This window comes from Gottfriedia acidiceleris (assembly GCF_023115465.1).
Taxonomy (GTDB): Bacteria; Bacillota; Bacilli; order Bacillales; family Bacillaceae_G; genus Gottfriedia; species Gottfriedia acidiceleris_B.
Window position 1 is genome coordinate 3276173 of record NZ_CP096034.1, and the last position, 23659, is coordinate 3299831.

The following is a 23659-nucleotide window of genomic DNA, read 5'->3' on the forward strand; positions in this document are numbered from 1 at the left end:
GATAGCACTTTTAATATATTATGAAATTTAAAGATTTTTAGTTTGAAAAGAGAAGGGAATTTTCCCTTCTCTTTATTCGTTCATTATACCTCTTCATTTTGCTCTTGATGATAAGCTGGTAAGACAATATGAACTTCAGTACCTTTGCCTTCTTCACTTAAATACTCAATCGTACCCTTATGCGCTTCGATAATACTAAAAGTAACCATTAAACCTAGGCCTGTTCCTTTTTCTTTTAAAGAATAAAAGGGTTGTCCTAAACGATCCAATTGTGCTTTCGACATGCCTACTCCATTATCTTTCACAACTATTCGTATGTACTCTCGATCTCTTTCTTTCTCAATATTTGCTTCAATTTTAATATAGCCCTTCGTGTCCTTTATAGCTTCTACACCATTTTTTAGAACATTAATGATTGCTTGTTTAAGTTTAGCTCGATCTCCGACAGTATACATATCCTCATTTACATTTACTTGTAAGAAAGCACCTTGCAGTGAGGCGTAACTTGACATTAATGTTGTTACTTCATTCAATTGTTCTGTCATATTAATTATTTTCTTTTCTTCTATTTGAGGTCTAGCTAAGTTTAAATAATCCGAAATGATATTTTCTGCCCGGTCTAGTTCAGCTAATACAAGTTTCATATACTCTCTATTCGTTCCACTTTCTTGATTCTCAATTAACTGTATGAAACCCCTTACAACTGTTAATGGATTTCGAACTTCATGAGCTACACTCGCCGCAAGTTCACTCACCATATTTAATTTCTCTGATTTCTGCATTTGAACACGAATTTCAGCATTTTCAAATAAAAACTCTCTTAAATAAACATGAAACAGCATTGTAATTGTTAAAACAGTAAAAAATATGCATGCCGAAAAAATTGTTTGATCTGATTGGTACTCTTTTATACCATTTACCGTAGCTTCATAATAAAGTAAACAGACCATACTGAACGAAAATAAAATTGGCATTAAAATACTTAAAGCAAATTTCTTTCGTTTAGAAAAACTTACCCAATGTGGTGAAACAATAAATGGTAAGATACACGAAATCACTTCAAAAGGAAAGGATTTCAAAGATGCTAAACCATATAGCAAATACACAAAAACTGCTTTCGTTAAAATAATAATCGTTCCAATCAATCTTCCACCATATAAAATAGATGAATAGATTAATAAAATACTAAAAGTAATAGCCATGCTTTCACTAATGTGAATTGGGTAAAGCAAGCAAATAAAAATATTAAAAAAAGTTAGCAATCCAACTAATATCCTATTTTGTTTCGGGCTTGTATTGTGGTATCTACTAAGCCAGAACATTTCATATAAAAAGACCGGAATGATTATGATTGCAAATTGAATTAATAAATCTTTTAATTGCAGCATTAAAGTGTCCCCCACCCCTTCTTTCAACAAATTATAACATAGTTATTTAAACTTCTAATTATTAATACAAAAAATTCGAAAAAAACATTTCTACATAGTAAGACACATTTTTACAAAGTATTCTAAAATAGAAGAAAAGTCGTCAAGCTTAAGTGCTTAACGACTTAAAACCAACCTTTTCTTTTAAAAAATATGTACATTAGGACTGTAACTAATCCCATTAAAATTAAAATGAATAAGTATCCATATTTCCACGTTAATTCTGGCATATAATGGAAATTCATTCCATATAAACCTACGATAAACGTTAGTGGTAAAAAGAAAGATGATATAATTGTTAATGTTTTCATGATATTATTCATTTTTTCTGAGCTTAATGAAAAATAGCTTTCTCGAATATCGGAAGCTAAATCTCGATTCGTCTCAATCATATCCGAAAGCTTCATTAAATGATCGTGTATGTCTTCGAAATAAATTCGATGTTCAGATATATCTTTAAATCGATTCGAATTAAGGATTCGATATAATAAATCACGAGTTGGTAAAATCGTCCTTCTTAATTTCGATAAATCCGATTTAATATCATATAATCTTTCTACAGCATTATTTACTTGTTTCTTTAATGGATCTATTTCTAGGTCTGATAGTTCATCCTCCAAGCGATAAATTAGTGGAAAATAACTATCAACAAGCTCATCAATAATTCGATGAGTTAAATGAAGTGGACTCTTTGAAGCTCGACGATCTGACATTATATTATCTAAAACTAGTTGTACAGCCGGACTTTTATTGATATGAAAAGTGACAACATAATGATCACTTACAAAAATATCTAGTTCCGTCTCCTCTAAGTCTATTTTATTTAATTCGTGCAAAATTAAAAAATGATATCCTTCATAGTAGTCAAGTTTAGGTCGCTGTACATATTCCAAACAATCTTCAATCGCTAAAGGATGAAATTTAAATACGGTTGATAAAAGTTGAATCTCATCTTCGGTCGGTTCATTAATATCTACCCAATACCATAAGTAATTATTTGATTTTGCATCTGCAATTGTTATATTTCGTTCGATTTCACTATTTTTAGTTATTCCTATTACTTGTAACAAGTTATTACTCACCTTCTTTAGGCAATCAAATTATTTCACTACTAAATACTTTTTTTATTATATGGTAAAATGAAGAAAATTTCATTGAATAGTTCGATTAAAAAGTTTAATTTTAATATAAAAATAATAAGTAGAGGGTTTAAAAATGGACAAATATATAAATGAAAGTGTAAAAGAAATCCAAATTTCCGGTATTAGAAAATTTGCCCAAAAAATTGAAAAATATGACAATGTCGTTGCTTTAACATTGGGTCAACCTGATTTTCCAACTCCAGCACCTATTAAAGAAGCTGCTATTCATGCAATTAATCTAAATCAAACAGTCTATACTCCTAATGCAGGACTGCCTGCACTTAGAAATGCTGCTTCTAATTTTTTAAAGAATAAATATGCTTTATCATATGATCCAACAAATGAAGTAATCGTTACTGTCGGAGCTAGTCAAGCACTCGATGTTACATTCAGAACAATCCTTAACGATGAATGTGAGGTTATTCTTCCTGCGCCAATCTACCCTGGCTATGCACCAATTATTCAAACATGTGGTGCAAAACCAGTTTTTGTAGATACATCTACTAGTGGTTTTAAAATTACACCTGAATTATTAGAAGAACAGATCACTGAAAAAACACGTTGTATTGTTTTACCTTATCCAAATAACCCAACAGGCGTCACATTAACGAAAGAGGAACTTGAGAATTTAGCTAACTACTTATCTCAGAAAGACATATTCATTTTATCAGATGAAATATATAGTGAGCTGACATATGATACGACTCATACTTCTATTGCAAGTTACCCTGGAATGAGAGAAAAGACAATTGTCATAAACGGTCTTAGCAAATCACATTCCATGACTGGTTGGAGAATTGGTTTTATCTATGCGCCTGCTTATTTAGCTCAGGAAATCTTAAAAGTGCATCAGTATAACGTATCATGCGCTACATCAATATCTCAATATGCAGCAATTACAGCATTAACTGATTGCATTGATTCTCCAATTGAAATGGCAAAGGAATATAAAATCAGACGTAATTATATGATTGATCGATTAGAAAAGATGGGTTTACCTTGTATTAAGCCAGAAGGTGCATTTTATTTATTCCCATCAATTAAAGAATTCAATATGCCTTCTATGGAGTTCGCACTAAATCTAGTAGAAAAACATAATTTGGCGGTTATTCCAGGAGAAGCTTTTTCTGAATATGGAGATTCTTATATTCGATTATCTTACGCTTATTCAATGAAAGAACTAGAAATTGCATGTGATCGATTAGAAGAGTTTGTAACTAGTCTTAGAAATTAATAAAAAAAAGCAGGGGTGGATTTCTTAATCCTCCCCTGCCTTTTTATCTAGCTTGTATTACTCTCGTTTTAAATAACAAGTCCTGAATTGTTTTATGGTCTTTTCTAAATAACATTAAATAGACATTAACTATTAATGGTACACCTAAAAATAGAACTGATATTCCTGCTATAAAGATAAAACGTATGAAAAAAAGTATCATTGTCGTTTCTTCATAGTTATCTTTTATCATTTTAATAGCTAAAAATCTTTGACCAAATGTCATCCCTTTATTAAATTGTGGAACAACTACAAATAATATGATCATAATAATTGAAATAACGATTAAATCGACCGTTGAATTTCCTGATGTAGAATTAAAACGACTTAAGATCTTCTCAGGATTCATCGTAATAATAGCGATAATGATCCCATAAGCTACTGAAACGATAAACGTATCGAATAAAAACGCACTTAATCGTTGATAAAACTTTGCAAGTTGAAAATTTTGCACTTGTTAACCTCTATTCATTAAATTATTGAATGTGGTGAGACGGATCGTATAAAGTATAAAGTGCTTGCGTTCCTTTTTCATCTAAACCATTTTTAGACAGTTCATCGTAGCATTTTTTTGCAAGTAAAAGTCCTGGTAGATTTAATTCCATCTTTTCAGCTTCTTCAATTGCAATTCCCATATCTTTTATAAAATGTTTAATATAGAATCCCGGCTCGAAATCTCCTTTTAAGACACGAGGTGCTAAATTAGATAATGACCAACTACCTGCTGCACCTGTAGAAATACTTCCTAATACTTTTTCACCGTCTAATCCTGCTGATGAAGCATATGCAAGAGCCTCACAAACTCCTAACATACCTGAAGCTATTGCAATCTGATTACACATTTTTACATGTTGTCCACTACCAGCATTTCCATGATACGCAATATTTTTTCCTAAAACATCAAATAATGCTGACATTTTATGAAAAGTTTCTTCTGCTCCACCAACCATAATTGCTAATCTAGCTTCTCTTGCCCCTAAATCTCCACCTGACACCGGTGCATCTAATGATGACATACCTACTGATTTCGTTAGCTCATCAATTTTTTTAGCTAAAGTTGGTGTCGAAGTTGTAAAGTCGATAAAAGTAGTTCCTTTTGAAGCTGATTGGATGATCCCATTATCGCCTAAATATACTTCTTCTAAGTCACTTGGATAGCCAACCATCGTACAAATAACTTGACAATTTGGTGCTAATTCTTTAGGGGTATCATACCAAGTTGCACCCAAATCAATTAGTTCATTTGCTTTTTCTTTTGTACGATTATAAATATGTAATTTTGCACCTGCATTGATTAAATGCTTTGCCATGCTTTTACCCATAACACCAATTCCGATAAATCCAACTTGTAAATCTTTTAAATTAATTGCTTCCATTTTACACACTCCTCTTTTACTATCCACAAATAAAACTACCATAAAAATTATTAATAAAAAAGCCTGAGCTATTCTTATAAAAAATAAGCAAACTAAAACTAATTTCAAATTAAATTTAGGTTATTTCAACACTAATTTGTTGACTCTAATAATGGAACTATCTATATTAAAAAAGTACATAAAAATGTATTAATGCACCTAATTTTTGGAGGTATTTTCATATGAAAAATGAACAATTTTTTGAAATGATTAAAGAACGAAACTCTACTCGAGTATTCGATTCTTCTACTGAAATCAGTAGCAGCGAAATAACTGAACTTCTTGAAGCTGCAATGACTGCACCATCTGCTTGGAATTTACAACATTGGAAATTCGTTGTATTCCATGGTGAAGACGCGCAAGGTAAATTATTACCTGTGGCATATAACCAAGGTCAAATTAAAGATGCTTCATGTGTAATTGCTGTATTAGCCGATACACAATCAGCAAAAAATGTTGACTTAGTTTTCGGACCTGCAGTAGAAGCTGGTTTTATGACTCAAGAAGCAAAAGACAAATTAAAAGCAAACGTTGAAAACGCCTATGCAACAGAACAGCGTAATCGTGAACAAGGTATCTTGAATTCTTCTCTTGCTGGTATGCAATTAATAATGGCTGCTTCTGCAAAAGGTTGGAACACTTGTGCAATCGGCGGATTTAACGAACAAGCGTTTAAAGAAACTTTCTTAACTGATAATCGATATATTCCAACGATGTTGATTGCCATTGGTAAAGAAAAAGTACCAGGACATCATACAACACGTTTTTCTGCAAAAGAAATGTCTATTTGGATTTAATTATCAATAAAAAGTAAAAGGGATTCTGACAAAAGTCGGAGTCCCTTTTATGTCAATTCGATTCATTAACAATGTTGTTCAACAGTAATGATTAATCTCTTAAGTAATTCTAGAGAAGAATCAATTGCTAATGAATAATATCTATGTGTGCCTTTTTGCTCAATTTGTACTAATTGATTATCACGTAAAATTTTTAAATGATGTGATATAGCCGGTCTAGATAATGAAGTTTTTTCGGTTATTTCATTAACAGTTAGCGCTTCACCTTCTGATAACATTAAAATGATATCCTGTCTGTAAGGATCGCTTAACGCTTGGAACAAGGGAATACATTCTCTAAATACTTCAATTGCTTCTTTACTCAAATCTTCCACCTACTTTTATTATCCAAAAATAATCTTATTCGTTTAATAATTTAAACATACACTAAATTAAAGATTCGAATTTGTCAACAGTAGGAGTATTTTAATTCGGTTTGTCATCAACCTAAATAGAGATATATTCTTAAAAATAAAACAACAGGTTTCCCTGTTGTTTTAAATTAGATGCTATTAACTAAGTTAACAACTTCTTCAGCTGTAGACATAGATAAAGCTTTTTCAGCTAATTTCTCCATTTCAGCTTTAGAAAGTTTAGCCATTTGACTACGAGCAGGTAAGATTGAAGTAGCACTCATAGAGAATTCATGTAAGCCTAATCCAACAAGTAAAGGAATAGCTAATGCATCTCCAGCCATTTCTCCACACATTCCAGCCCATTTACCTTCTTTGTTTGCAGCATCGATTACCATTTTAACTAATCTTAAAATAGATGGGTTATATGGTTGATATAAATAGGAAACCTGTTCATTCATTCGATCAGCAGCCATTGTATATTGGATTAAATCGTTTGTCCCGATACTAAAGAAGTCAACTTCCTTAGCGAATACATCTGCTAGAACAGCAGAAGCAGGGATTTCTACCATCATACCAATTTCAATATTGTCTGAGACTTGAACATTTTCTTTTACTAACTGTTCTTTTTCTTCTAATAAAACAGCCTTTGCAGCTCTGAACTCATCTAAAGTTGCAATCATCGGGAACATAATTTTTAAATTACCATATACACTTGCACGTAGTAATGCACGTAATTGTGTACGGAATATTTCCTTCTGATCTAAGCATAAACGAATTGCTCTGTAGCCTAAGAATGGGTTCATTTCTTTTGGTAAGTGTAAATAAGATAATTCTTTATCTCCACCGATATCTAGTGTTCTAACAACTACCGGTTTATCACCCATACTTTCAAGAACTGTTTTGTATGATTCAAACTGCTCTTCTTCTGATGGGAAGTTATCGCGTCCCATATATAAGAACTCAGTACGGTAAAGGCCAACACCTTCACCACCATTATTGATAACGCCATCTACATCATTTGGAGTACCAATGTTAGCTACTAACTCAACATGATGTCCATCTTTCGTAACAGTTGGCTCATTTTTCAGTTTAGCCCATTCAACTTTTTGAAGCTCGAATTTTTCTTTTTTAGCTTTGTACTCTTCTATTTCTTCATTAGAAGGATCTACTATTACATGACCATCTAATCCATCAACAATGACCATTACGCCATTTTGGATTTTACTAGTTACTTCTTTTGTCCCTACAACAGCAGGAATTTCAAGAGAACGAGCCATAATAGCTGAGTGAGATGTACGACCACCAATATCAGTTGTAAAACCTAATGCATATTTACGGTTTAATTGCGCTGTATCAGATGGTGTTAAATCTTCTGCAATAATAATCACTTCTTCAGTAATATTTGCAGGGTTAGAAATCGTAACACCTAAAAGATGCGCCATTACACGTTTCGTAACATCGCGGATATCTGCAGCGCGTTCCTTCATATATTCATTATCCATGCTTTCAAACATTTGAACGAACATTGAAGCAACTTCATTCATTGCAAAATCAGCGTTGACACTTTCAGACTTAATTTTATCTTTAACTGGGTTAACTAGCTCTGGGTCATTTAAAACTAAGATGTGCGCAGAAAAGATTGCTGCTTTATCTTCACCAAGTTCAGCATTTGCATGATCACGAATTTTTTCTAATTCAGTGTTAGAAACTTGAATTGCATTGTCAAGTTTAGCAATTTCAGCATCAATATCTGAAATTTGTTTTTTAACAATGTTTAATTCAGGATTTTCTAAGCGAAATGCTTTAGCAATTGCAATTCCACTAGAAGCGGCAATACCTTTAATATGTAAAGACATTATTCGCCTAAACCTTCTTTTTTCATTGTATCATCGATTGCAGCGATAGCTTGCTCTGCATCTTCACCGTTAGCGCTAATTTTGATCTCAGTTCCTTGTTGAATACCTAAAGACATTACACCCATGATTGATTTTAAGTTAACTGTTTTACCATTATACTCAAGATTGATATCAGAATTAAATTTACCTGCTACATTTACTAATAATGTTGCTGGACGAGCGTGAATTCCAGAATCAGCTGTTACTTTAAAAGTTTTTTCCATAATAATTTATCTCCTTTGTGATTAAATCTACATTTTTGGTATAGACATTTGGCCTACTATAAATATTCTATTAAAAGGGGTGCATAGTGTCAACTATACTACCCCTTTTAAAATCAAACATTTTTCGTCTATTTAATTAGATTTATTTAATCTTAATGATGCCTACTTCACCTTTTGATTGCTTACCTGGTTTTTCAATGACAACTTGCTGTCCTTCAGCTAAGTTTGTAAATACAACAGGTGTAATTGTAGAAGGTGCATTTTCACGAATAAAGTGTAAATCAATTTTCACTAATTGTTGACCTTTTGTTACTTTCTCACCTTGAGATACAAGTACTTCAAAGCCTTCACCATTTAGTTTTACAGTATCAATACCAATATGGATTAAAATTTCTTTTCCACCATTTGATAAAATACCAATCGCATGTTTTGTTGGGAATACATTTACGATTTCGCCATCTACTGGAGATACAACTGTACCTTCTGAAGGAATAATCGCAAATCCATCACCCATCATTTTTCCAGAAAACACTTGATCTGGTACTTCTGTAATTGGGATTATTTCCCCTTCAATTGGATTAATAATCGCTTCTTCAATAGTAGTATCTACTGCTGAAGCTGTTTCTTTATGTGCTTCTTGACTAACAACTGGTGTTTTTCCAGTCATAATGTCTTTAATTTGTGATTTTAATGTATCTGATTTAGGTCCAAAAATTGCTTGAATATTATTTCCGACTTCAAGAACACCCGCAGCACCTAATGATTTTAAACGATCTTTATTTACTTCATCTTTTGAATTTACTTGTACTCGTAATCGTGTGATACATGCATCTAATGAAGAAATATTACTTTTCCCACCTAATGCTTGTAAAATTTCATATGGTAATTCATTAGCTGGCGTGTTACTTGTAGTATCTTCAGCGATTGCATCTTCACGTCCTGGAGTTTTTAAATTCCATTTTCTAATTGCAAATCGGAAACCGAAGTAGTAAATCACTGCTAATACTAAACCGACGATGATTACCCACCACCAGCCAGTTCTATTCGGTAGAACACCAAATAATAAGAAGTCAATTAGACCTCCTGAGAAAGTCATACCAATTTTAACGTTTAATAATTGCATGATCATAAATGATAAACCAGCAAAGATTGCATGAATTCCAAATAGTACTGGAGCAACAAATAAGAATGAGAATTCAATTGGCTCTGTAATACCTGTCAAGAATGAAGTTAATGCTGCTGAAGCTAAAATACCACCAGCGATTTTTTTATTTTCTGGTTTTGCTTCATGATACATAGCTAATGCAGCAGCTGGTAAACCAAACATCATGAATGGGAATTTACCTACCATGAATGTACCAGCAGTTAATTTTACTCCGTCTTTTAATTGGGCAAAGAAGATTTTTTGATCCCCGTGTACAACCATACCTGTTTTATCAGTATATGAACCAAACTCAAACCAGAAAGGTGCATAGAAAATATGATGTAAACCAAATGGAATTAATGAACGCTCAATCACACCAAAGACGAATGCTGATAATGTTAAGTTCGCATCAATCATATTATGTGAAAATGCGTTTAAACCGTGTTGAATTGGCGGCCAAATAAAGCACATTAAAATACCAAGTAATACTGAAAACGCTGCTGTAGCAATTGGTACAAATCGCTTACCTGCAAAGAAACCTAAGTATGATGGCAAATCAATTTCATAATATTTATTGTAAGCCCATGCTGCTAAAATACCGACGATAATACCACCAAAAACACCTGTCTGTAATGTAGGTATTCCTAATACATACGCAAATGAAGGGTCATCAAATTTGGCAATATTTAATGTTTTATCTAAAACTACATATTGTCCAACATCTTTGAACACACTCATTGTTTTATTCATAATTAGGAATCCAACGATAGCTGCTAAACCTGCAACACCTTCTCCTCCTGCTAAACCAACAGCGACACCTACTGCAAATAATAATGACAGATTACTAAAAATGATGTCACCTGATTGTTCCATAACTTTTGCTACTAGTTGGAACCAGTGCGCGTCAAGAAACGGTAAGTACTTTAATGTTTGTGGATTTTGAAATGCATTACCGAATGCAAGTAACAATCCAGCCGCTGGTAAAATTGCAACTGGGAGCATAAGCGCTTTACCAACTTTTTGTAAAACTCCAAAGATTTTCTTAAACATTGTCTTCCTCCTTTTATCCAAACAAAAAAGGCATGAGCAGAAAAAATGAGATTATTGAATCCTGGATATAGTTTCCCCTACCCAAGTATAATAATTCACATTTTTTCAACTCATGCCTGATCGAATCAGTAACACGTTTAATGTGTACAATATTCAATTTGTTTTTAATGATTTCGCTTTCATTATATCTATAGATTTTAAAAATATCAAGCCAAATTACCTATTTTTTTTAATATTTATTTACTAGTTAAAAAAGCGCTAGATTGCTCTCTAGGCTTATTGAATTATTATTTTATTTTACTCTGAACAAGTCGTTCTAAGTGTAAGGTTAAGTATATTACTTCGGCTTCACTTGCTTTTTTATTTAATGAAGCTTGGATTGACTTTAAAATTTTCCATGCTAAATCATAGCATACTGGGTATTCTTTTTTTAAGATAATGCCCAAAGCTGGTGACTCTTCAGATGAATTACCATGAAATATACGGTCAATTAAAAATCGCAAATGCCGAACTAATCTTGAATAATGAATACTTTCTTTATCAATTTCAATTTGTAAATATTCTTCTATATAAATTACTAAATCTTTAATGATCTGAGAGAACTTATTTACATCCGATACAACTTCCATCGATAAATTACTAACGATATGGAGAGTTACAAACCCCACTTCTTCGATAGGTAAATTGATATCAATTTCTTTATTTATCAAATCAATAACTTCTTGTGCAATTTTAAAATATTCCGGATACATTGCTTTCGTTTCTTGCAAGAAAGGATTATCAACATTATAGCCTTCTCTAATACGTTTGATCGCAAATATTAAGTGGTCAGTTAACCCAATATGAATTTGCTCATTTAAAGTACATCCTGTTCTTTCAGAAATTAAATAAATCGCCTGCTGCAGGGTACCCATTAATTTTTCATCCATAAAGTTGATTAATGATTTATATTGTTTTTGTTTTTGTTCATCTTTTAAGATAAACATTTTTTCTACTACACCTTCGGAAATTAAATCTCCTCTAGTTTTATTAAAACCGATGCCTTTACCTAGCAAAACTACTTCGGTATGATCGGGATTTTTCGCTATTAAAACATTATTATTAAGAACTTTTTTGATTGTATAACAGACTGACATCTCTGACATTTTTTTTATCACCCCCAAGTTTAAAAAATCGCTTTTATATCATAACATAATTTTTCTGAAAAAGTTAAAACGCAGTTTAAGTTTCATAAATTAATCATATTTTTTTGATAATCTATTATAGTAGGATAGAATATAAAAGTATAAATATAAATTGAGTAGGTGTTAAGAAAAATGATTAAGTTATTTGTTAGTGACCTGGATGGGACGATGTTTCACCAAGGTCAACTATTTGAACATGATGTAGAAGCATTAAAAACCCTTTTAGATCGTGGTGTTTTATTATGTTTTGCATCCGGGCGTTTAGATTATGAAATTGTTAAAATTATGGAAAGCTTAGAAGGCAATTTTCACCGTATTAGTATGAATGGAACTTATATTTATTCAAATGATGGAGAAGCTTTGTTAGATGCAACATTCCACCCAAGTGTAATCGATAAAGTTTACGAAATGATTTCACACGATAAATTTTTAATCTATGTGGCTGATCATTCAACATACTATATCGAAGAGAAAACCGATTTAGTAAGAGAAATTGAAAAGAACTCTAGCATGAATGCAGTTGAATTAAAAACACTAAAAACCGATTTAGGTAAATCGATTACCCCAAAAAAATATGTAGTTTTAGGTGAAGATGAGGACTTACTTGAGCTACAAAAAGAATTACAAAAAGAATTACCTGAATTTGTAACTTCTTTTATTTCTGCTAAAAATTGTTTAGATATCGTTCCAGTTAATGTGAGTAAAGGTTCAGCAATTCAAATATTAATCGATAAATTAGGAATTAAACCTGATGAAATTGCTTGTATCGGTGATGCATACAATGACATCTCAATGTTTGAGCTAACTCCTAATAGCTTTGCAATGGAAAATGCTGACGATGAAGTTAAGAAATATGCTTCGTATATCGTTCCTTCTGTAGCCGAAGCAGTTAATATTGTTTTACAAATTAAGTAAGAAGTAAGGGTGCTACTTGGTGCGCCCTTTTCTTATTGCAAGATAATTTATGGAGTTTTTTGCTTACTCACGAACCTTGCAGTTTCAGTTTTTTTATTTGCACTTCTACTAATTTAATTGCAGTTAGCCATTTTAATTGCACCTGCACCACCGCTGATGGGCCTCTAACAATGAAAAAAAGAATGCTTAAAAAGCACTCTTTTTAACGGTCAATATCAATTGTAAAACGATAGCGATCAGCACGGTAAATACAACTTACATATTCAAGTGGTATTCCCTCATTTATAAACGTTACTTGGTGTAATTCTAATGCAGGAGAATCCTCCGCTACTTCAAGAATTAATGAATCTTTTTCTGTCATTAAAGATGCTTTAATCCATTTTGTGGCTTTTTTAATTGAATAACCTAATGTAACTTCAAAGTATTCATATAAGGAATGATTCAATACTTTTTCATCTATTCGATTTACTAATTTTTTTGGTAGGTATGTTGTTTCAATTGCAATGGGATGATCATTTGCTAAACGACATCTTTCAATTTTAAAAATTTCAGAACCACTTTCAATCGATAAGACTTCTGCTAAATATTCATCAGCTTCAATCGTTGAAAATCCAAGAAGTTTATTCGTAGGGGTTAATCCTATAGATGTAATATCCTCAGAAAAACTCCTTAATGATTTTAGTGATTCCTCAACTTCAATCCCATCTTTTACTGATACAAACGTACCAATTCCACGTTTCCGACTTATTAATGATTCCTTTACAAGATTATTTAATGCTTGTCTTATTGTCATCCTGCTGACATTTAACATCTCACTCAATGTTTGCTCAGAGGGAATTCGCTCACCCGGTTTCCATTCTCCTGAGTTAATTTTATGCTTTAATATCTCTTGTATTTGAAAATAAATCGGTAACGGTGAATTTTTATCTAGTTTTAGCATTATTTATTACAAAGTGAGTATGCTTCTTCATCAACAACAATCGTTACGTTGTTGTGGTTTTGGAGTGCAGTAGCAGGACAGTTAATATCTAATTTTCCATTTAACATTTCCTTAACTGCTTCAGCCTTTTTGATGCCTGAAGCTACTAAAATGATTTCTTTCGCCCTCATAATTGAACCAATTCCCATAGTTACTGCATGTGTTGGGACATCTTCTTCGTTCTCAAAATAAATTTTATTTGCGTTACGTGTTGATTCTGTAAGTTCTACAATATGTGTAGGTGTATCAAATGGTGTCCCAGGTTCATTAAATGCAATATGGCCATTCTCACCAATTCCTAAAAGTTGTAAATCTACAGGATGCTTTTGTAGTAATTCTTCATAATTTTTACAAGCTTCTTCTAAATTTTTAGTATTTCCATTTGGTAAATGATTTTCTTTAAAATTTAAGTGGTTAAAAAGTTGGTCTGCCATATAAGTGTGGTAGCTTGTTTGGTCATCTTCAGCAAGTCCTACGTATTCATCAAGATTTACAGTAATGACATTTGACACATCTGGTTTATGAATACGGAAAAGTTCATAAATACCTAATGGAGATCCACCTGTAGCTAATCCTAATGTGAATTCCGCCTTCCCTTCAAATGCCTTTATCATTTTTTCATATGCTACTTTTGAAATTTCTTCTGCATTTTTTACTACGATTACGTTCATAAAGTCACCTCATTCATATTTTTACCTTGTCTAGTTGTATCAATAACGAAGAAATCCGGAGTCATTTGCACAAAATCAGCGTCTTTACCTTGTTCTAATACGCCTTTATGTTTAAGACCGAATTCTTCAGCTTGGTTTATTGATGTCATTAGTACTGCTTCTTCAGGACTACAGCCAGTAAATGCCATAATGTTTCTAAATGCATCATCCATTTTTAAAATACTACCCGCAAGCGTTCCGTCTTCTAATCTTGCACTTTTATTTTTTACAAATACAGGTTGTCCACCTAATTCATATTTGCCGTCCTTTAACCCTTTTGCTCTCATCGCATCAGTAATTACACTTATTTTTTTTGCCCCTTTTAGGCGATAAGCAAGCTTTACCATATCAGGATGAATATGAATTCCATCAGGTATCATCTCTACCATTACTCGGTCATCAAGTAATACATGTCCAACTGTTCCTGCTTCACGATGATGCATAGGTCTCATTTGGTTGTATAAATGTGTAGCGTGAAATATATTTCTATCTTCAAAATCTGAACGGATCGCATCAGAGTGACCTACTGTGCCAACTACATTAGTACGCTCTAACTCTTTTTCTAACTCTTTTGCACCTTCAACTTCAGGTGCATAAGTAACTAATTTGATTAATCCACCAGAAGCTTCTTGCCATTCTTTGAATAGTTCAACATCAGGATTAATAATGTATTCTAATGGTTGTGCTCCAGCTTTATTTTTATTAACAAACGGTCCTTCTAAATGAATATATTCAAAATGAGCACCAAGTTTTTTAGCCTCGTTTAAAGACTTTAAAGCATTTTTAATATTTTCTTTAGATTGAGTCATTGTAGTTGGGAAGAATGTTGTTACCCCTTCCTTCATCATTTCTTTACTCATCTTTACCATTGAGTTTGGATCAGCATCCATTGCATCGACATCATATGCACCGTGAATATGGACATCAATCATTCCTGGAATAATCACTGTTCCTTTTCCATCAATTATTTCTTCACCTTCATTTTCGTAACCATTCATATGACCAACAGAAGAAATTTTTTCATCGTATCGAATATAACCATTTTCAATTACTTCTGTCCCTGTGTAAATTTTTACATTAATAATTGATTTCATTTACTCTCCTCTTTCCTTTGCTTAAGAAGTCTTCGTCAATACCCCAATATAGAAAGTAGTGTTTACTTAATCATCGTTCACATTCATTTATATAAGTACTTTGATTTCTTCATAACTATTTTATGATATATACTCCTAGTTGTCTATACTACTATGAAGTAATTAACAAAAACGTCACAAATAATGACGGATTTAGTTTCCTTTTATCCTCTATACAAAAAAAGAAGTATTGGTTCTTGTCCTTCAAGGATCTACCAATACTTCTTGTTTTTCGATATATAAATTATGACCATTTGTTGATAATTCGATGTCTCCGAATTGGTCCGTTGTATATTGCTTAATTCCTAGGTGATTTAACCGTTTCATAACTGACCGATGTGGATGACCAAATAAGTTAAATTTATCATATGAAAGGATTGCGACTGTAGGATTTACAGCAAATAAAAACGCTTCTGAAGTTGATGTTGATGATCCATGATGCGGAATTTTTAGTACTTGAGCATTTATATTCTCATTTTTAATTAATCTTTTTTCAGTTTTTCTTTCAATATCTCCAGTTAATAAAATTGAAATGTCACTATATTTAACCTTCAATACAATTGAACTGTTATTATTTGTATACGATTTTTTCCCGCTATTTAAAACAGTAATTTCTACATTAGGGTCAAGCATTAGTTTTTCATTTAACTTTGCAATACTAATTGGGATATTCTTCTGATACGCTTCTTTCTTATATAAGTAATAAGAATGTGAATTATATTTTTTCCCACTATCCAGGATTTTTGTAATCTTAACACTATTCATTACTTTTAATAACCCACCAATATGATCGATATCTGGATGCGTACTGACTAATAGATCAATCGCATTTATATGTAGTCGCTTAAGTTTTTTTATAACGACTCCTCCATGTTCAACATCTCCTCCATCGATCAGCACAGTCTTACCATTTGGTAAAATCATAACCATGCTATCTCCTTGACCTACATCAAAAAAATAAATTAATAATGGGTGAGTAATATAGCCGTAATTTGTAATTCTTGCTTCACTATTTATGTTATTACTAAAAAAAGTAGTAAAAAAAATAAAGATAGAAAATATGAGAGAGTATCGATTTCGATTTTTGTTCATTCTCACTTCCTCCTAACATTATTTTCTCATAGCCATTTCAAAAGTATGTATGATGCCCATAAAAATAAGTTGGAATTTGAGTATACTTCAAATTGGAATTATTATTCAAATTAGTGTTAAAAATTAGCCCACAGCACGATAAAAAACTGTAAGCATTTTTTCGCTTACAGTCTTTTTAAATTACTCAAATACTTCCTCTAGTTTTTTTACAACTAACAAGGAGTCACTAATTTGTATAGTCGTATGACTTGTAATATAAACTCCATGCATACCTAATTTTAAAGCAGGAGAAATTTCATTCATGAAATTATCCCCGATTGACACAATTTCATGTGGCTTAACATTAAACTTATTCATGATATTTTTAAAGTGGTTTTCTGTTTCTAATGGCTTCTTACCATCCGTAATTTCTAGATGAAATAATTCAGTTAAATTAAGTAACTTCAATAATCTAGTAACATCTTCTCGATCAGAGTTTGTTAACAATACTAATTTTTTAGAATGCTTAACTTTCTCTAAAGCCTCTTTTAATCCTTTTATATAAGGAATATTAAACTCATTTGTTGCCATATACTCTTTAGTTTTATCATAACAGTGATATACGTCTCTTGCACCATAATGATAACTTGCTACTAAGGGAATCCACCAACCATCACCTACTGGGATATATGGTAATTCATAATTAATTTTTTCAAGATAATTCTCTGGAAGTTCGTCTTTAGAAAGTAGCTGTCCTTCCCAAGTAAATACTTGGATTGGCTTCAATGTAATTGGATCTAACGAGATGATCAAATCATTTTCTGTGTCATAAATTTTTCCAATTGTTAATGCATGGTCATAATCTTTTATTTTTTTATAATCCTTTAAAAAAGAATCACGCTTTTCTGTACTGATTTCATTAGCTAGTAACTTAGCATAGTAATCATAGTGCTCAGTACCATCATACAAAGTACCATCTAAATCAAAAACTAATACTTTTGAATTCATTAATAAATTATGCATTTCCTACTCCTTAGCTGTCTTTATCTTTTACGTCTAAAATAAAATCAAATGATTTTTGATCGTCATTTAATTTAAATTCATAAAATATTTTATACATACCCGCTTCAGGTAAATCAAGCTCATAGTTTACTTTTGAATGATTATTAGGAAGACTAAATAGCTTAAAATATGTTCCTTCTTCATTCATAATATAAAATTGTTGATCTGTAAATTTGGAACGTTTTTTAAATTGATCAAAATCAAAAGTAATTTTACTCTTAGTTTTTGGCAGAATTGAAGTATAAAGTAGAGAAACTCGATAGTCATCAGTCTTTTTCGTTAAAATAGCTGTCGGAAATACTTCTTCTTTTTTTTCCTTTTGTTTTTGGAAAATCTTTGTATCAAGCGTTTGATTATTTAAAAATATACTAACATAATAAGGAATGTCTTTCTTAAAAGCATATTTAAATGTAAATTGATTATTTCCATTATATACTGGTTCAATGACTTTATAAGATTTTAATTGATCTGTCGTAATAAATATTCTGATTTTTTCCCGTTGTAACACATTCATTGTTCTAGATGATACGGTTACTTCTTGTGAATTTTTTTTAGTTGTAAGATTCCATTTTACCTTTTGAACTTTTAGTTGGCTAACCTGACTACCACTTGATAATATACTATGATTAACTAGGCGATTGCTAATTAATAGAATAATTAATATAGCTATACATAGAGCTGCAATAAAACGAAATTTCATAGATCATTCTCCCTTAAATAGTTAAACTTAGTAATTTTTAGTTATTTCAAGAAAGCTGAAATTCTAATTGTAAACTCTTTCATTATTTTATCACCTGTGCAATAATTAAAATTCGCCATAAATTATCTGTTTTGGTTAATTTTGTCTATGAGTATTTCTATATTTACTATGTACTACGTCTATCTTACTTTTTCCTTTAATTAGCATACAAATAAGAATGTTTTTTATTTAAATGTAGAAACTAACATACTGATAATGGATGGGCTATTTATACACAGTTTTAAGGAGGAACATTAAATGAGTATACATATTGGTGCTGAACAAGGCGCAATTGCTGATAAAATTTTATTACCTGGTGACCCATTAAGAGCTAAATATATCGCAGAAACATTTTTAGAGGATGTTGTTTGTTATAATGATGTACGTGGAATGCTTGGTTTTACTGGTACATATAAAGGCCAAAGAATTTCCGTTCAAGGTACTGGAATGGGAGTACCTTCAATTGGTATTTATGTAAATGAACTGATTAATAGTTATGGTGTAAAAACTTTGATTCGCGTTGGTACATGTGGTGGACTTCAAAAGGATGTAAAAATTCGTGATGTCATTATTGCGATGACGACTTGTACAGATTCAAATATGAATCGTCAAACATTCCCTGGTTTCGATTATTCTCCATGTGCTAGCTTTGATTTATTAAAGAAAGCGTATGATGGTGCAGTGAATAAAGGGTTAAATGTTAAAGTAGGAAATATATTAACTTCAGATCTTTTCTACCGAGATAGTATGGACATGTATGAAAAATTAGCTAATTACGGAGTTCTTGCTGTTGAAATGGAAACTACTGCATTATACACAATCGCAGCAAAACATAATGTAGACGCACTTACTGTTTTAACTGTAAGTGATCATATCTTCACTGGTGAAGAAACATCTGCACAAGAAAGACAAACTACTTTTAATGACATGATTGTCATCGCTTTAGATGCAGCAATCGCTTAATATATAGTTAAAAAACCTGGGATGGTGATCTCAGGTTTTTTAACTTTTATATTATGCATTTTATCAATATCAAAAAAAGCCCTGAATAATGGTCTTATCCCTGTCAAGTAGACAGATAAAAAAAGCTATGCTGCTAACGCGTGTCGGTATTCAACTGGCGCGCGTTTTTTTAATTTTTTTTGAAAACGTTTGTAATTATAGTGGTAAATATAGTCCTCGATCGCTTGTCTAATTTCTTCTTCTGATTTACACTGTTTTATATACAACTTCTCTGTTTTGAGATGCGAAAAGAAGGATTCAATGCAGGCGTTATCTAGGCAGTTTCCTTTGCGAGAGTGGCTGCCTTTTATGCCATAATCCTCTAATCGTTTATTGTATGCCTTAGACGTATACTGAAAGCCTTGATCTGAATGGAGAACGGCTTCAGCTACGTCTTTTTTTCTTGCCCATTGCGTAACTGTATTCAAAACAAGTTCAAGGTCATTGCGTTTTGATAGTTGCCAGCTTACTATTTCATTATTAAACAGATCTTGAATGACAGATAAATAATAAAATTGTTTACCATCCGAAACATAGGTAATATCCGTAACCATTTTTTGATTAGGTCCCGTAGCCCTAAATTTCCTCTGAAGTCGATTAGGGTAGATAACCGAAGGAGTCTTTCCATGTCGTTTTCTTTTCTTTCGAATGATCGATTGGATCTTCATTTCCTTCATCAGGCGATACACTTTTTTATGATTAATCCTGTAGCCGTTTTCTTTTAAACTGTCAGTCATCCGTGGGTATCCAAACTCTGGATTAAGTAAATGCACACCTATCATGTGTTCTCGTATATCTTGATTTTCTTCAACTTTAATCTTCCTATTTATTTTTTTACTTTTCCACTTATAGTAGCTCGCAGGCTTCACATACGCGATTTCTAATAACCAAGTAATTGGATGGGTAACTTTTAGCTCTTCAATCATTTCATACTTTATTTGTTGGGGGATATCATCTACTCCTTTATCAGATTTGGATACTGCTTTTTTAGGTATTCTACCTGCGCTTTTAAGTAGTCTCTTTCTTCTTCTACTGATTTAAATTTCGTTCGTGGTCTACCTTTAAGTGGATTTGTACCCCCGCCTCGCACATCAAATGGTTCGCCACTTCCCCACTTCTTAACCCAAACTTTAAGCTGGGTGCAATGTCGAATTCCTAGTTCGTCAGCTATTACTCGATAACTTTGGCTACCATTAACATACTTCATCACTGCTTTTAATTTAAATTCTTCTGTATAGCTTTGAAACTGTTGACCTTTTTTAGCCATAGAAAAATCCCCTCCAAGTCACATTCATATCTTCATGTTAACATGAAGCTTTTTTCGAATGTCTACCTAAAGGGGATAATATCATAATTCCGGCTCTTTAAAATAATTTTAATTTATTAAATATTAGTGAACTAACGTCGTTTTTATACCACTTTACATCCAATCAAAGGTACAATAGCAATATCGAAAATCAAATTAAGGATGGTAAGGAATGAAGAAACAGCAATCAATTTTATTTTTCACCTGGGTTGTAAGTATTATTGCAACACTAGGTAGTTTATCATTTTCAGTCATTAATCATTGGACACCTTGTTCATTATGCTGGTATCAGCGAATTTTTATGTACCCAATCGTATTTATAATAGGAATCGCTTTTTATAAAAATAAAATAAAAGATGTTATTTATGTTTTACCCTTATCACTAATAGGTATGTGTATTTCAATCTATCATATTTTAATTCAAAAAGTTCCTGCACTTAAGGAAACAGCAACACAGTGTGGTCCGGTCCCTTGTACTGGGGATTATTTAAATTGGTTTGGATTCATTACAATTCCAATGCTGGCATTTGTTGCGTTCCTAATTATTAACATTTGCTGTATAACTCTTTTACGAAAAACAAATTAAAATAATTCAAGCTGCTCGGTAGAAGATGGTCCAAATTCAATACCTAGCAGCTTCATTAATTGTTTAGCATTATCCGCTGCATCTCCACCAGAGTTATTATTAAATAGTATACAAATTTCTTTTGTGTTTTTTGATAACTGTTCAATTCTTTCTACCCATTCGTATAATTCTTCTTCATTATATCGGTATAAATAACGTACTTCACGCCAATTTTCTTGCCCATTGTGATTCCATCCATATATATTTCGGCCATGGAAACGGATTAAAGTTAAATTTGGATTCGTAGGATGTAATACAATTGGTATGCTTCCATTACCTGCTTGTGGCTCATCACAAATTGAATGAATCCATCCTTCATCCTCCATAAACTTCAACGTTTGCTCATAAAACATAGGATAAAACCATGTCTGATTACGAAATTCTAAAATTGCAGGAAGACCTTTAAGTTTACTTTTTAAAGTTCTTAATAATTCAACATTTTCTTTTTTACAATTAAACCATGGTGGAAACTGAAATAATATTCCTTTTAATTTATTCGCTTCAATTAAAGGCTGGATTGATTCCAAAAATGGCGTCAACAGTAAAATTTGTTCCTCTTTAGAATAATTTTGCCTTGAATGGCCAGTGATTCCGCCATACGCTTTAACGATAAATGCAAAGTCAGCCGTTGTTTGATTTACCCATTTTTGATAATTTGATTGTGGCATAATACTATAATAGGAAGAATCAATTTCAACAATTGGAAAATGCATGCAATATTGTCTCAATTTTTTTGAAGAGTGTATCCGATCAGGGTATAAACTATCATGATCGCCCCACCCAGTAACTCCAATTTTTATTTCCATACTTCTCTCCCATTAGTTCTTTCACTACTAATTAATTATTTCTAATTTTCATTAAAATAAACGAATTAGTTTGATATAATGACTACAGTATAATCTTATTTTAGTAGAAATTGGAGTATAGTGTAAATGATTAACGAGACAGTACAAGAATTAAAAAATAAAATAACCGAGCTTGAAGAAAAAGTAAAAACGTATGAAACAATTTTAAATACAATAACTTCCGGATCTATATTTTCAAATGAAACTCGTGAATTATCAAATTCGAATCATTTAACTAGAAATACAAGTTTATGTAATACAAATAATGAAACACTTCCATTACATACTAAATTCTCTAACTTTTTATCTAATAGTCGCAGAACTTTGCAATCGATCTACGATGCTTTACCGCATCACATAGTATTTATCGATAAAGATGGGATCATTACGCTATATAACCAACAAGTTGCGATTGATTTTAGAATTACTAAATACGAATTAATCGGTCGGCATATTAGAAATTTATTAAAAATAGACGATAAAGACATTTGTTTACTACAAACACTTTATTCAGGTGAAGAATTTTATAATAAAGAAATTTTAAATATTAACTATGGGATTATCAATACCCGTATCATCCGTGATATAAATGGAGAAATTTCAAGAGTAATTGGTGTTTTTCATAATTTAAACGATGCAAGGGATTCTGAAAAACTAGCAATGTCAGGTAGAATTGCTGCGGGTATTGCACATGAAGTCCGCAATCCACTTACAACTGTTAGAGGTTATTTACAATTCTTGCAAGAAGAAGCTCCACCTCAATATAAACAATTGTTTAAAGATTTATTGATTCCAGAATTAGATAGAGCAAATGGAATCATTACTGACTTTTTATCTATTACAAAGAATGCGAACTATAAACCAGAGCCTATTAATATTAATGATTTTTTATCGAACCACATAAAACAACTATTATTTAGCGAGACTGTTTTAAATAATGTTACTATTGAATACTATCTATCTGAGGATTTAAAAGGAGCACATATTTTCTTTGATAAAAACCAACTTGTACAAGTAATTTTAAATTTATTTCATAATGCATTGGATGCTAAAAAAGAAGGTCTGCTTACAATTATCATTGCAACTTATATTGATAAGGATTTTATTTATATTGCATTAAAAGATGATGGATCAGGAATTCCACCTTCAGATTTACCATATATATTTGATCCGTTCTTCTCAACTAAAGATGACGGTACTGGACTAGGTTTATCTCTAACTAAAAAACTGATTCAAAATCATAACGGTACCATATCTGCAATAAGCGATACTAATGGAACTACTTTTACAATTACATTACCAATTAAATAGATTTATCCATAAAAA

General features: G+C 31.8%; 24 protein-coding genes. 6 read left to right on the plus strand and 18 right to left on the minus strand.

The genetic code is table 11. From position 1 onward, the window contains the following. Positions 1-83 precede the first annotated feature (83 nt). Together MY490_RS15630 and corA are read right to left on the minus strand one after the other, a co-directional pair. The gene (locus MY490_RS15630; RefSeq protein WP_248266518.1) at positions 84-1388 is read right to left on the minus strand and encodes a sensor histidine kinase; all 1305 of its coding nucleotides are present in this window, start codon (positions 1386-1388) and stop codon (positions 84-86) included. A 164-nt stretch (positions 1389-1552) separates the two neighbouring features. Next, positions 1553-2509 (minus strand): magnesium/cobalt transporter CorA, encoded by a 957-nt coding sequence (corA, locus tag MY490_RS15635; RefSeq protein ID WP_248266519.1) that lies wholly within the window; start codon positions 2507-2509, stop codon positions 1553-1555. A 133-nt stretch (positions 2510-2642) separates the two neighbouring features. Between corA and MY490_RS15640 the strand changes: the two genes are divergently transcribed. Continuing rightward, complete coding sequence (locus MY490_RS15640; protein ID WP_248266520.1) at positions 2643-3803, plus strand: aminotransferase A; 1161 nt, start codon at positions 2643-2645, stop codon at positions 3801-3803. A gap of 43 nt (positions 3804-3846) precedes the next feature. Here the strand turns inward: MY490_RS15640 and MY490_RS15645 are convergent, their stop codons facing one another. Both MY490_RS15645 and MY490_RS15650 read right to left on the minus strand, forming a co-directional pair. Continuing rightward, the gene (locus tag MY490_RS15645) at positions 3847-4296 is read right to left on the minus strand and encodes an RDD family protein (RefSeq protein ID WP_025568640.1); all 450 of its coding nucleotides are present in this window, start codon (positions 4294-4296) and stop codon (positions 3847-3849) included. 22 nt (positions 4297-4318) lie between these two features. Then, a complete protein-coding gene (locus MY490_RS15650) occupies positions 4319-5209 on the minus strand; it encodes an NAD(P)-dependent oxidoreductase (protein ID WP_248269395.1) in 891 nt (296 codons plus the stop codon). A gap of 230 nt (positions 5210-5439) precedes the next feature. On the opposite strand from MY490_RS15650, the gene MY490_RS15655 reads away from it, so the two are divergent. Then, on the plus strand, positions 5440-6054 hold the full coding sequence (locus MY490_RS15655; RefSeq protein WP_248266521.1) for a nitroreductase family protein: 615 nt from the start codon (positions 5440-5442) through the stop codon (positions 6052-6054). Between the two features lie 65 nt (positions 6055-6119). Here the strand turns inward: MY490_RS15655 and MY490_RS15660 are convergent, their stop codons facing one another. From MY490_RS15660 to glcT, 5 genes are all read right to left on the minus strand, one after another. Further along, on the minus strand, positions 6120-6419 hold the full coding sequence (locus tag MY490_RS15660) for an ArsR/SmtB family transcription factor (protein ID WP_248266522.1): 300 nt from the start codon (positions 6417-6419) through the stop codon (positions 6120-6122). A gap of 176 nt (positions 6420-6595) precedes the next feature. Next, positions 6596-8305, minus strand: coding sequence for a phosphoenolpyruvate--protein phosphotransferase (gene ptsP / locus MY490_RS15665; RefSeq protein WP_248266523.1), 1710 nt, complete (start codon positions 8303-8305; stop codon positions 6596-6598). Beyond that, the gene (locus tag MY490_RS15670; protein ID WP_025568635.1) at positions 8305-8568 is read right to left on the minus strand and encodes a phosphocarrier protein HPr; all 264 of its coding nucleotides are present in this window, start codon (positions 8566-8568) and stop codon (positions 8305-8307) included. Before MY490_RS15670 ends, ptsP begins: the two co-directional genes overlap by 1 nt. Positions 8569-8710: 142 nt before the next feature. Continuing rightward, the gene (gene ptsG / locus MY490_RS15675) at positions 8711-10762 is read right to left on the minus strand and encodes a glucose-specific PTS transporter subunit IIBC (RefSeq protein ID WP_248266524.1); all 2052 of its coding nucleotides are present in this window, start codon (positions 10760-10762) and stop codon (positions 8711-8713) included. Positions 10763-11049: 287 nt separating this feature from the next. Beyond that, positions 11050-11898 (minus strand): glucose PTS transporter transcription antiterminator GlcT, encoded by an 849-nt coding sequence (glcT, locus tag MY490_RS15680; protein WP_248269396.1) that lies wholly within the window; start codon positions 11896-11898, stop codon positions 11050-11052. Between the two features lie 180 nt (positions 11899-12078). Between glcT and MY490_RS15685 the strand changes: the two genes are divergently transcribed. After that, positions 12079-12861, plus strand: a complete 783-nt coding sequence (locus MY490_RS15685; RefSeq protein ID WP_248266525.1) for a Cof-type HAD-IIB family hydrolase — start codon at positions 12079-12081, stop codon at positions 12859-12861. A gap of 202 nt (positions 12862-13063) precedes the next feature. Here the strand turns inward: MY490_RS15685 and MY490_RS15690 are convergent, their stop codons facing one another. From MY490_RS15690 to MY490_RS15715, 6 genes are all read right to left on the minus strand, one after another. Further along, positions 13064-13801, minus strand: coding sequence for a GntR family transcriptional regulator (locus MY490_RS15690; RefSeq protein ID WP_248266526.1), 738 nt, complete (start codon positions 13799-13801; stop codon positions 13064-13066). Beyond that, entirely contained in the window at positions 13801-14511 is a 711-nt protein-coding gene (gene nagB, locus MY490_RS15695) for a glucosamine-6-phosphate deaminase (protein WP_348983768.1), read from the minus strand. The genes MY490_RS15690 and nagB overlap by 1 nt, the downstream gene beginning before the upstream one ends. Next, positions 14508-15644 carry an N-acetylglucosamine-6-phosphate deacetylase gene (gene nagA / locus MY490_RS15700; protein ID WP_248266527.1) on the minus strand — a complete coding sequence of 379 codons (1137 nt, stop codon included), beginning with the start codon at positions 15642-15644 and terminating at the stop codon, positions 14508-14510. The genes nagB and nagA overlap by 4 nt, the downstream gene beginning before the upstream one ends. Before the next feature lie 243 nt (positions 15645-15887). Further along, entirely contained in the window at positions 15888-16775 is an 888-nt protein-coding gene (locus tag MY490_RS15705; protein WP_248266528.1) for a ComEC/Rec2 family competence protein, read from the minus strand. A gap of 180 nt (positions 16776-16955) precedes the next feature. After that, the gene (locus MY490_RS15710; protein ID WP_248266529.1) at positions 16956-17777 is read right to left on the minus strand and encodes an HAD family hydrolase; all 822 of its coding nucleotides are present in this window, start codon (positions 17775-17777) and stop codon (positions 16956-16958) included. 10 nt (positions 17778-17787) lie between these two features. Beyond that, positions 17788-18516, minus strand: a complete 729-nt coding sequence (locus tag MY490_RS15715) for a hypothetical protein (protein ID WP_248266530.1) — start codon at positions 18514-18516, stop codon at positions 17788-17790. A gap of 297 nt (positions 18517-18813) precedes the next feature. Here MY490_RS15715 and deoD point away from each other — a divergent pair, with 297 nt between their 5' ends. Continuing rightward, a complete protein-coding gene (deoD, locus tag MY490_RS15720; RefSeq protein WP_088013894.1) occupies positions 18814-19518 on the plus strand; it encodes a purine-nucleoside phosphorylase in 705 nt (234 codons plus the stop codon). Positions 19519-19643: 125 nt separating this feature from the next. Here the strand turns inward: deoD and MY490_RS15725 are convergent, their stop codons facing one another. Both MY490_RS15725 and MY490_RS22365 read right to left on the minus strand, forming a co-directional pair. Further along, positions 19644-20594 (minus strand): IS3 family transposase, encoded by a 951-nt coding sequence (locus tag MY490_RS15725; protein ID WP_432707085.1) that lies wholly within the window; start codon positions 20592-20594, stop codon positions 19644-19646. Further along, the gene (locus tag MY490_RS22365) at positions 20513-20824 is read right to left on the minus strand and encodes a transposase (RefSeq protein WP_432707015.1); all 312 of its coding nucleotides are present in this window, start codon (positions 20822-20824) and stop codon (positions 20513-20515) included. Before MY490_RS22365 ends, MY490_RS15725 begins: the two co-directional genes overlap by 82 nt. Positions 20825-21035: 211 nt before the next feature. Here MY490_RS22365 and MY490_RS15730 point away from each other — a divergent pair, with 211 nt between their 5' ends. Next, positions 21036-21449: a disulfide oxidoreductase gene (locus MY490_RS15730; protein ID WP_248266531.1), complete on the plus strand. Its 414-nt coding sequence runs from the start codon at positions 21036-21038 to the stop codon at positions 21447-21449. Here the strand turns inward: MY490_RS15730 and MY490_RS15735 are convergent. Next, positions 21446-22294 carry a DUF72 domain-containing protein gene (locus MY490_RS15735; RefSeq protein WP_248266532.1) on the minus strand — a complete coding sequence of 283 codons (849 nt, stop codon included), beginning with the start codon at positions 22292-22294 and terminating at the stop codon, positions 21446-21448. The genes MY490_RS15730 and MY490_RS15735 overlap by 4 nt on opposite strands. 126 nt (positions 22295-22420) lie before the next feature. Between MY490_RS15735 and MY490_RS15740 the strand changes: the two genes are divergently transcribed. Further along, the gene (locus MY490_RS15740; RefSeq protein WP_248266533.1) at positions 22421-23644 is read left to right on the plus strand and encodes a two-component system sensor histidine kinase NtrB; all 1224 of its coding nucleotides are present in this window, start codon (positions 22421-22423) and stop codon (positions 23642-23644) included. Positions 23645-23659: the final 15 nt, after the last annotated feature.

Coding starts and splice junctions, on each gene's coding strand:
- MY490_RS15630 (WP_248266518.1), bottom strand. CDS start 1,388: ATGCTGCAATTAAAAGATTTATTAATTCAATTTGCAATCATAATCATT.
- MY490_RS15640 (WP_248266520.1), top strand. CDS start 2,643: ATGGACAAATATATAAATGAAAGTGTAAAAGAAATCCAAATTTCCGGT.
- MY490_RS15655 (WP_248266521.1), top strand. CDS start 5,440: ATGAAAAATGAACAATTTTTTGAAATGATTAAAGAACGAAACTCTACT.
- ptsP (WP_248266523.1), bottom strand. CDS start 8,305: ATGTCTTTACATATTAAAGGTATTGCCGCTTCTAGTGGAATTGCAATT.
- MY490_RS15670 (WP_025568635.1), bottom strand. CDS start 8,568: ATGGAAAAAACTTTTAAAGTAACAGCTGATTCTGGAATTCACGCTCGT.
- ptsG (WP_248266524.1), bottom strand. CDS start 10,762: ATGTTTAAGAAAATCTTTGGAGTTTTACAAAAAGTTGGTAAAGCGCTT.
- glcT (WP_248269396.1), bottom strand. CDS start 11,898: ATGTCAGTCTGTTATACAATCAAAAAAGTTCTTAATAATAATGTTTTA.
- MY490_RS15685 (WP_248266525.1), top strand. CDS start 12,079: ATGATTAAGTTATTTGTTAGTGACCTGGATGGGACGATGTTTCACCAA.
- MY490_RS15690 (WP_248266526.1), bottom strand. CDS start 13,801: ATGCTAAAACTAGATAAAAATTCACCGTTACCGATTTATTTTCAAATA.
- nagB (WP_348983768.1), bottom strand. CDS start 14,511: ATGAACGTAATCGTAGTAAAAAATGCAGAAGAAATTTCAAAAGTAGCA.
- nagA (WP_248266527.1), bottom strand. CDS start 15,644: ATGAAATCAATTATTAATGTAAAAATTTACACAGGGACAGAAGTAATT.
- MY490_RS15705 (WP_248266528.1), bottom strand. CDS start 16,775: ATGAACAAAAATCGAAATCGATACTCTCTCATATTTTCTATCTTTATT.
- MY490_RS15710 (WP_248266529.1), bottom strand. CDS start 17,777: ATGCATAATTTATTAATGAATTCAAAAGTATTAGTTTTTGATTTAGAT.
- MY490_RS15715 (WP_248266530.1), bottom strand. CDS start 18,516: ATGAAATTTCGTTTTATTGCAGCTCTATGTATAGCTATATTAATTATT.
- deoD (WP_088013894.1), top strand. CDS start 18,814: ATGAGTATACATATTGGTGCTGAACAAGGCGCAATTGCTGATAAAATT.
- MY490_RS22365 (WP_432707015.1), bottom strand. CDS start 20,824: ATGGCTAAAAAAGGTCAACAGTTTCAAAGCTATACAGAAGAATTTAAA.
- MY490_RS15730 (WP_248266531.1), top strand. CDS start 21,036: ATGAAGAAACAGCAATCAATTTTATTTTTCACCTGGGTTGTAAGTATT.
- MY490_RS15735 (WP_248266532.1), bottom strand. CDS start 22,294: ATGGAAATAAAAATTGGAGTTACTGGGTGGGGCGATCATGATAGTTTA.
- MY490_RS15740 (WP_248266533.1), top strand. CDS start 22,421: ATGATTAACGAGACAGTACAAGAATTAAAAAATAAAATAACCGAGCTT.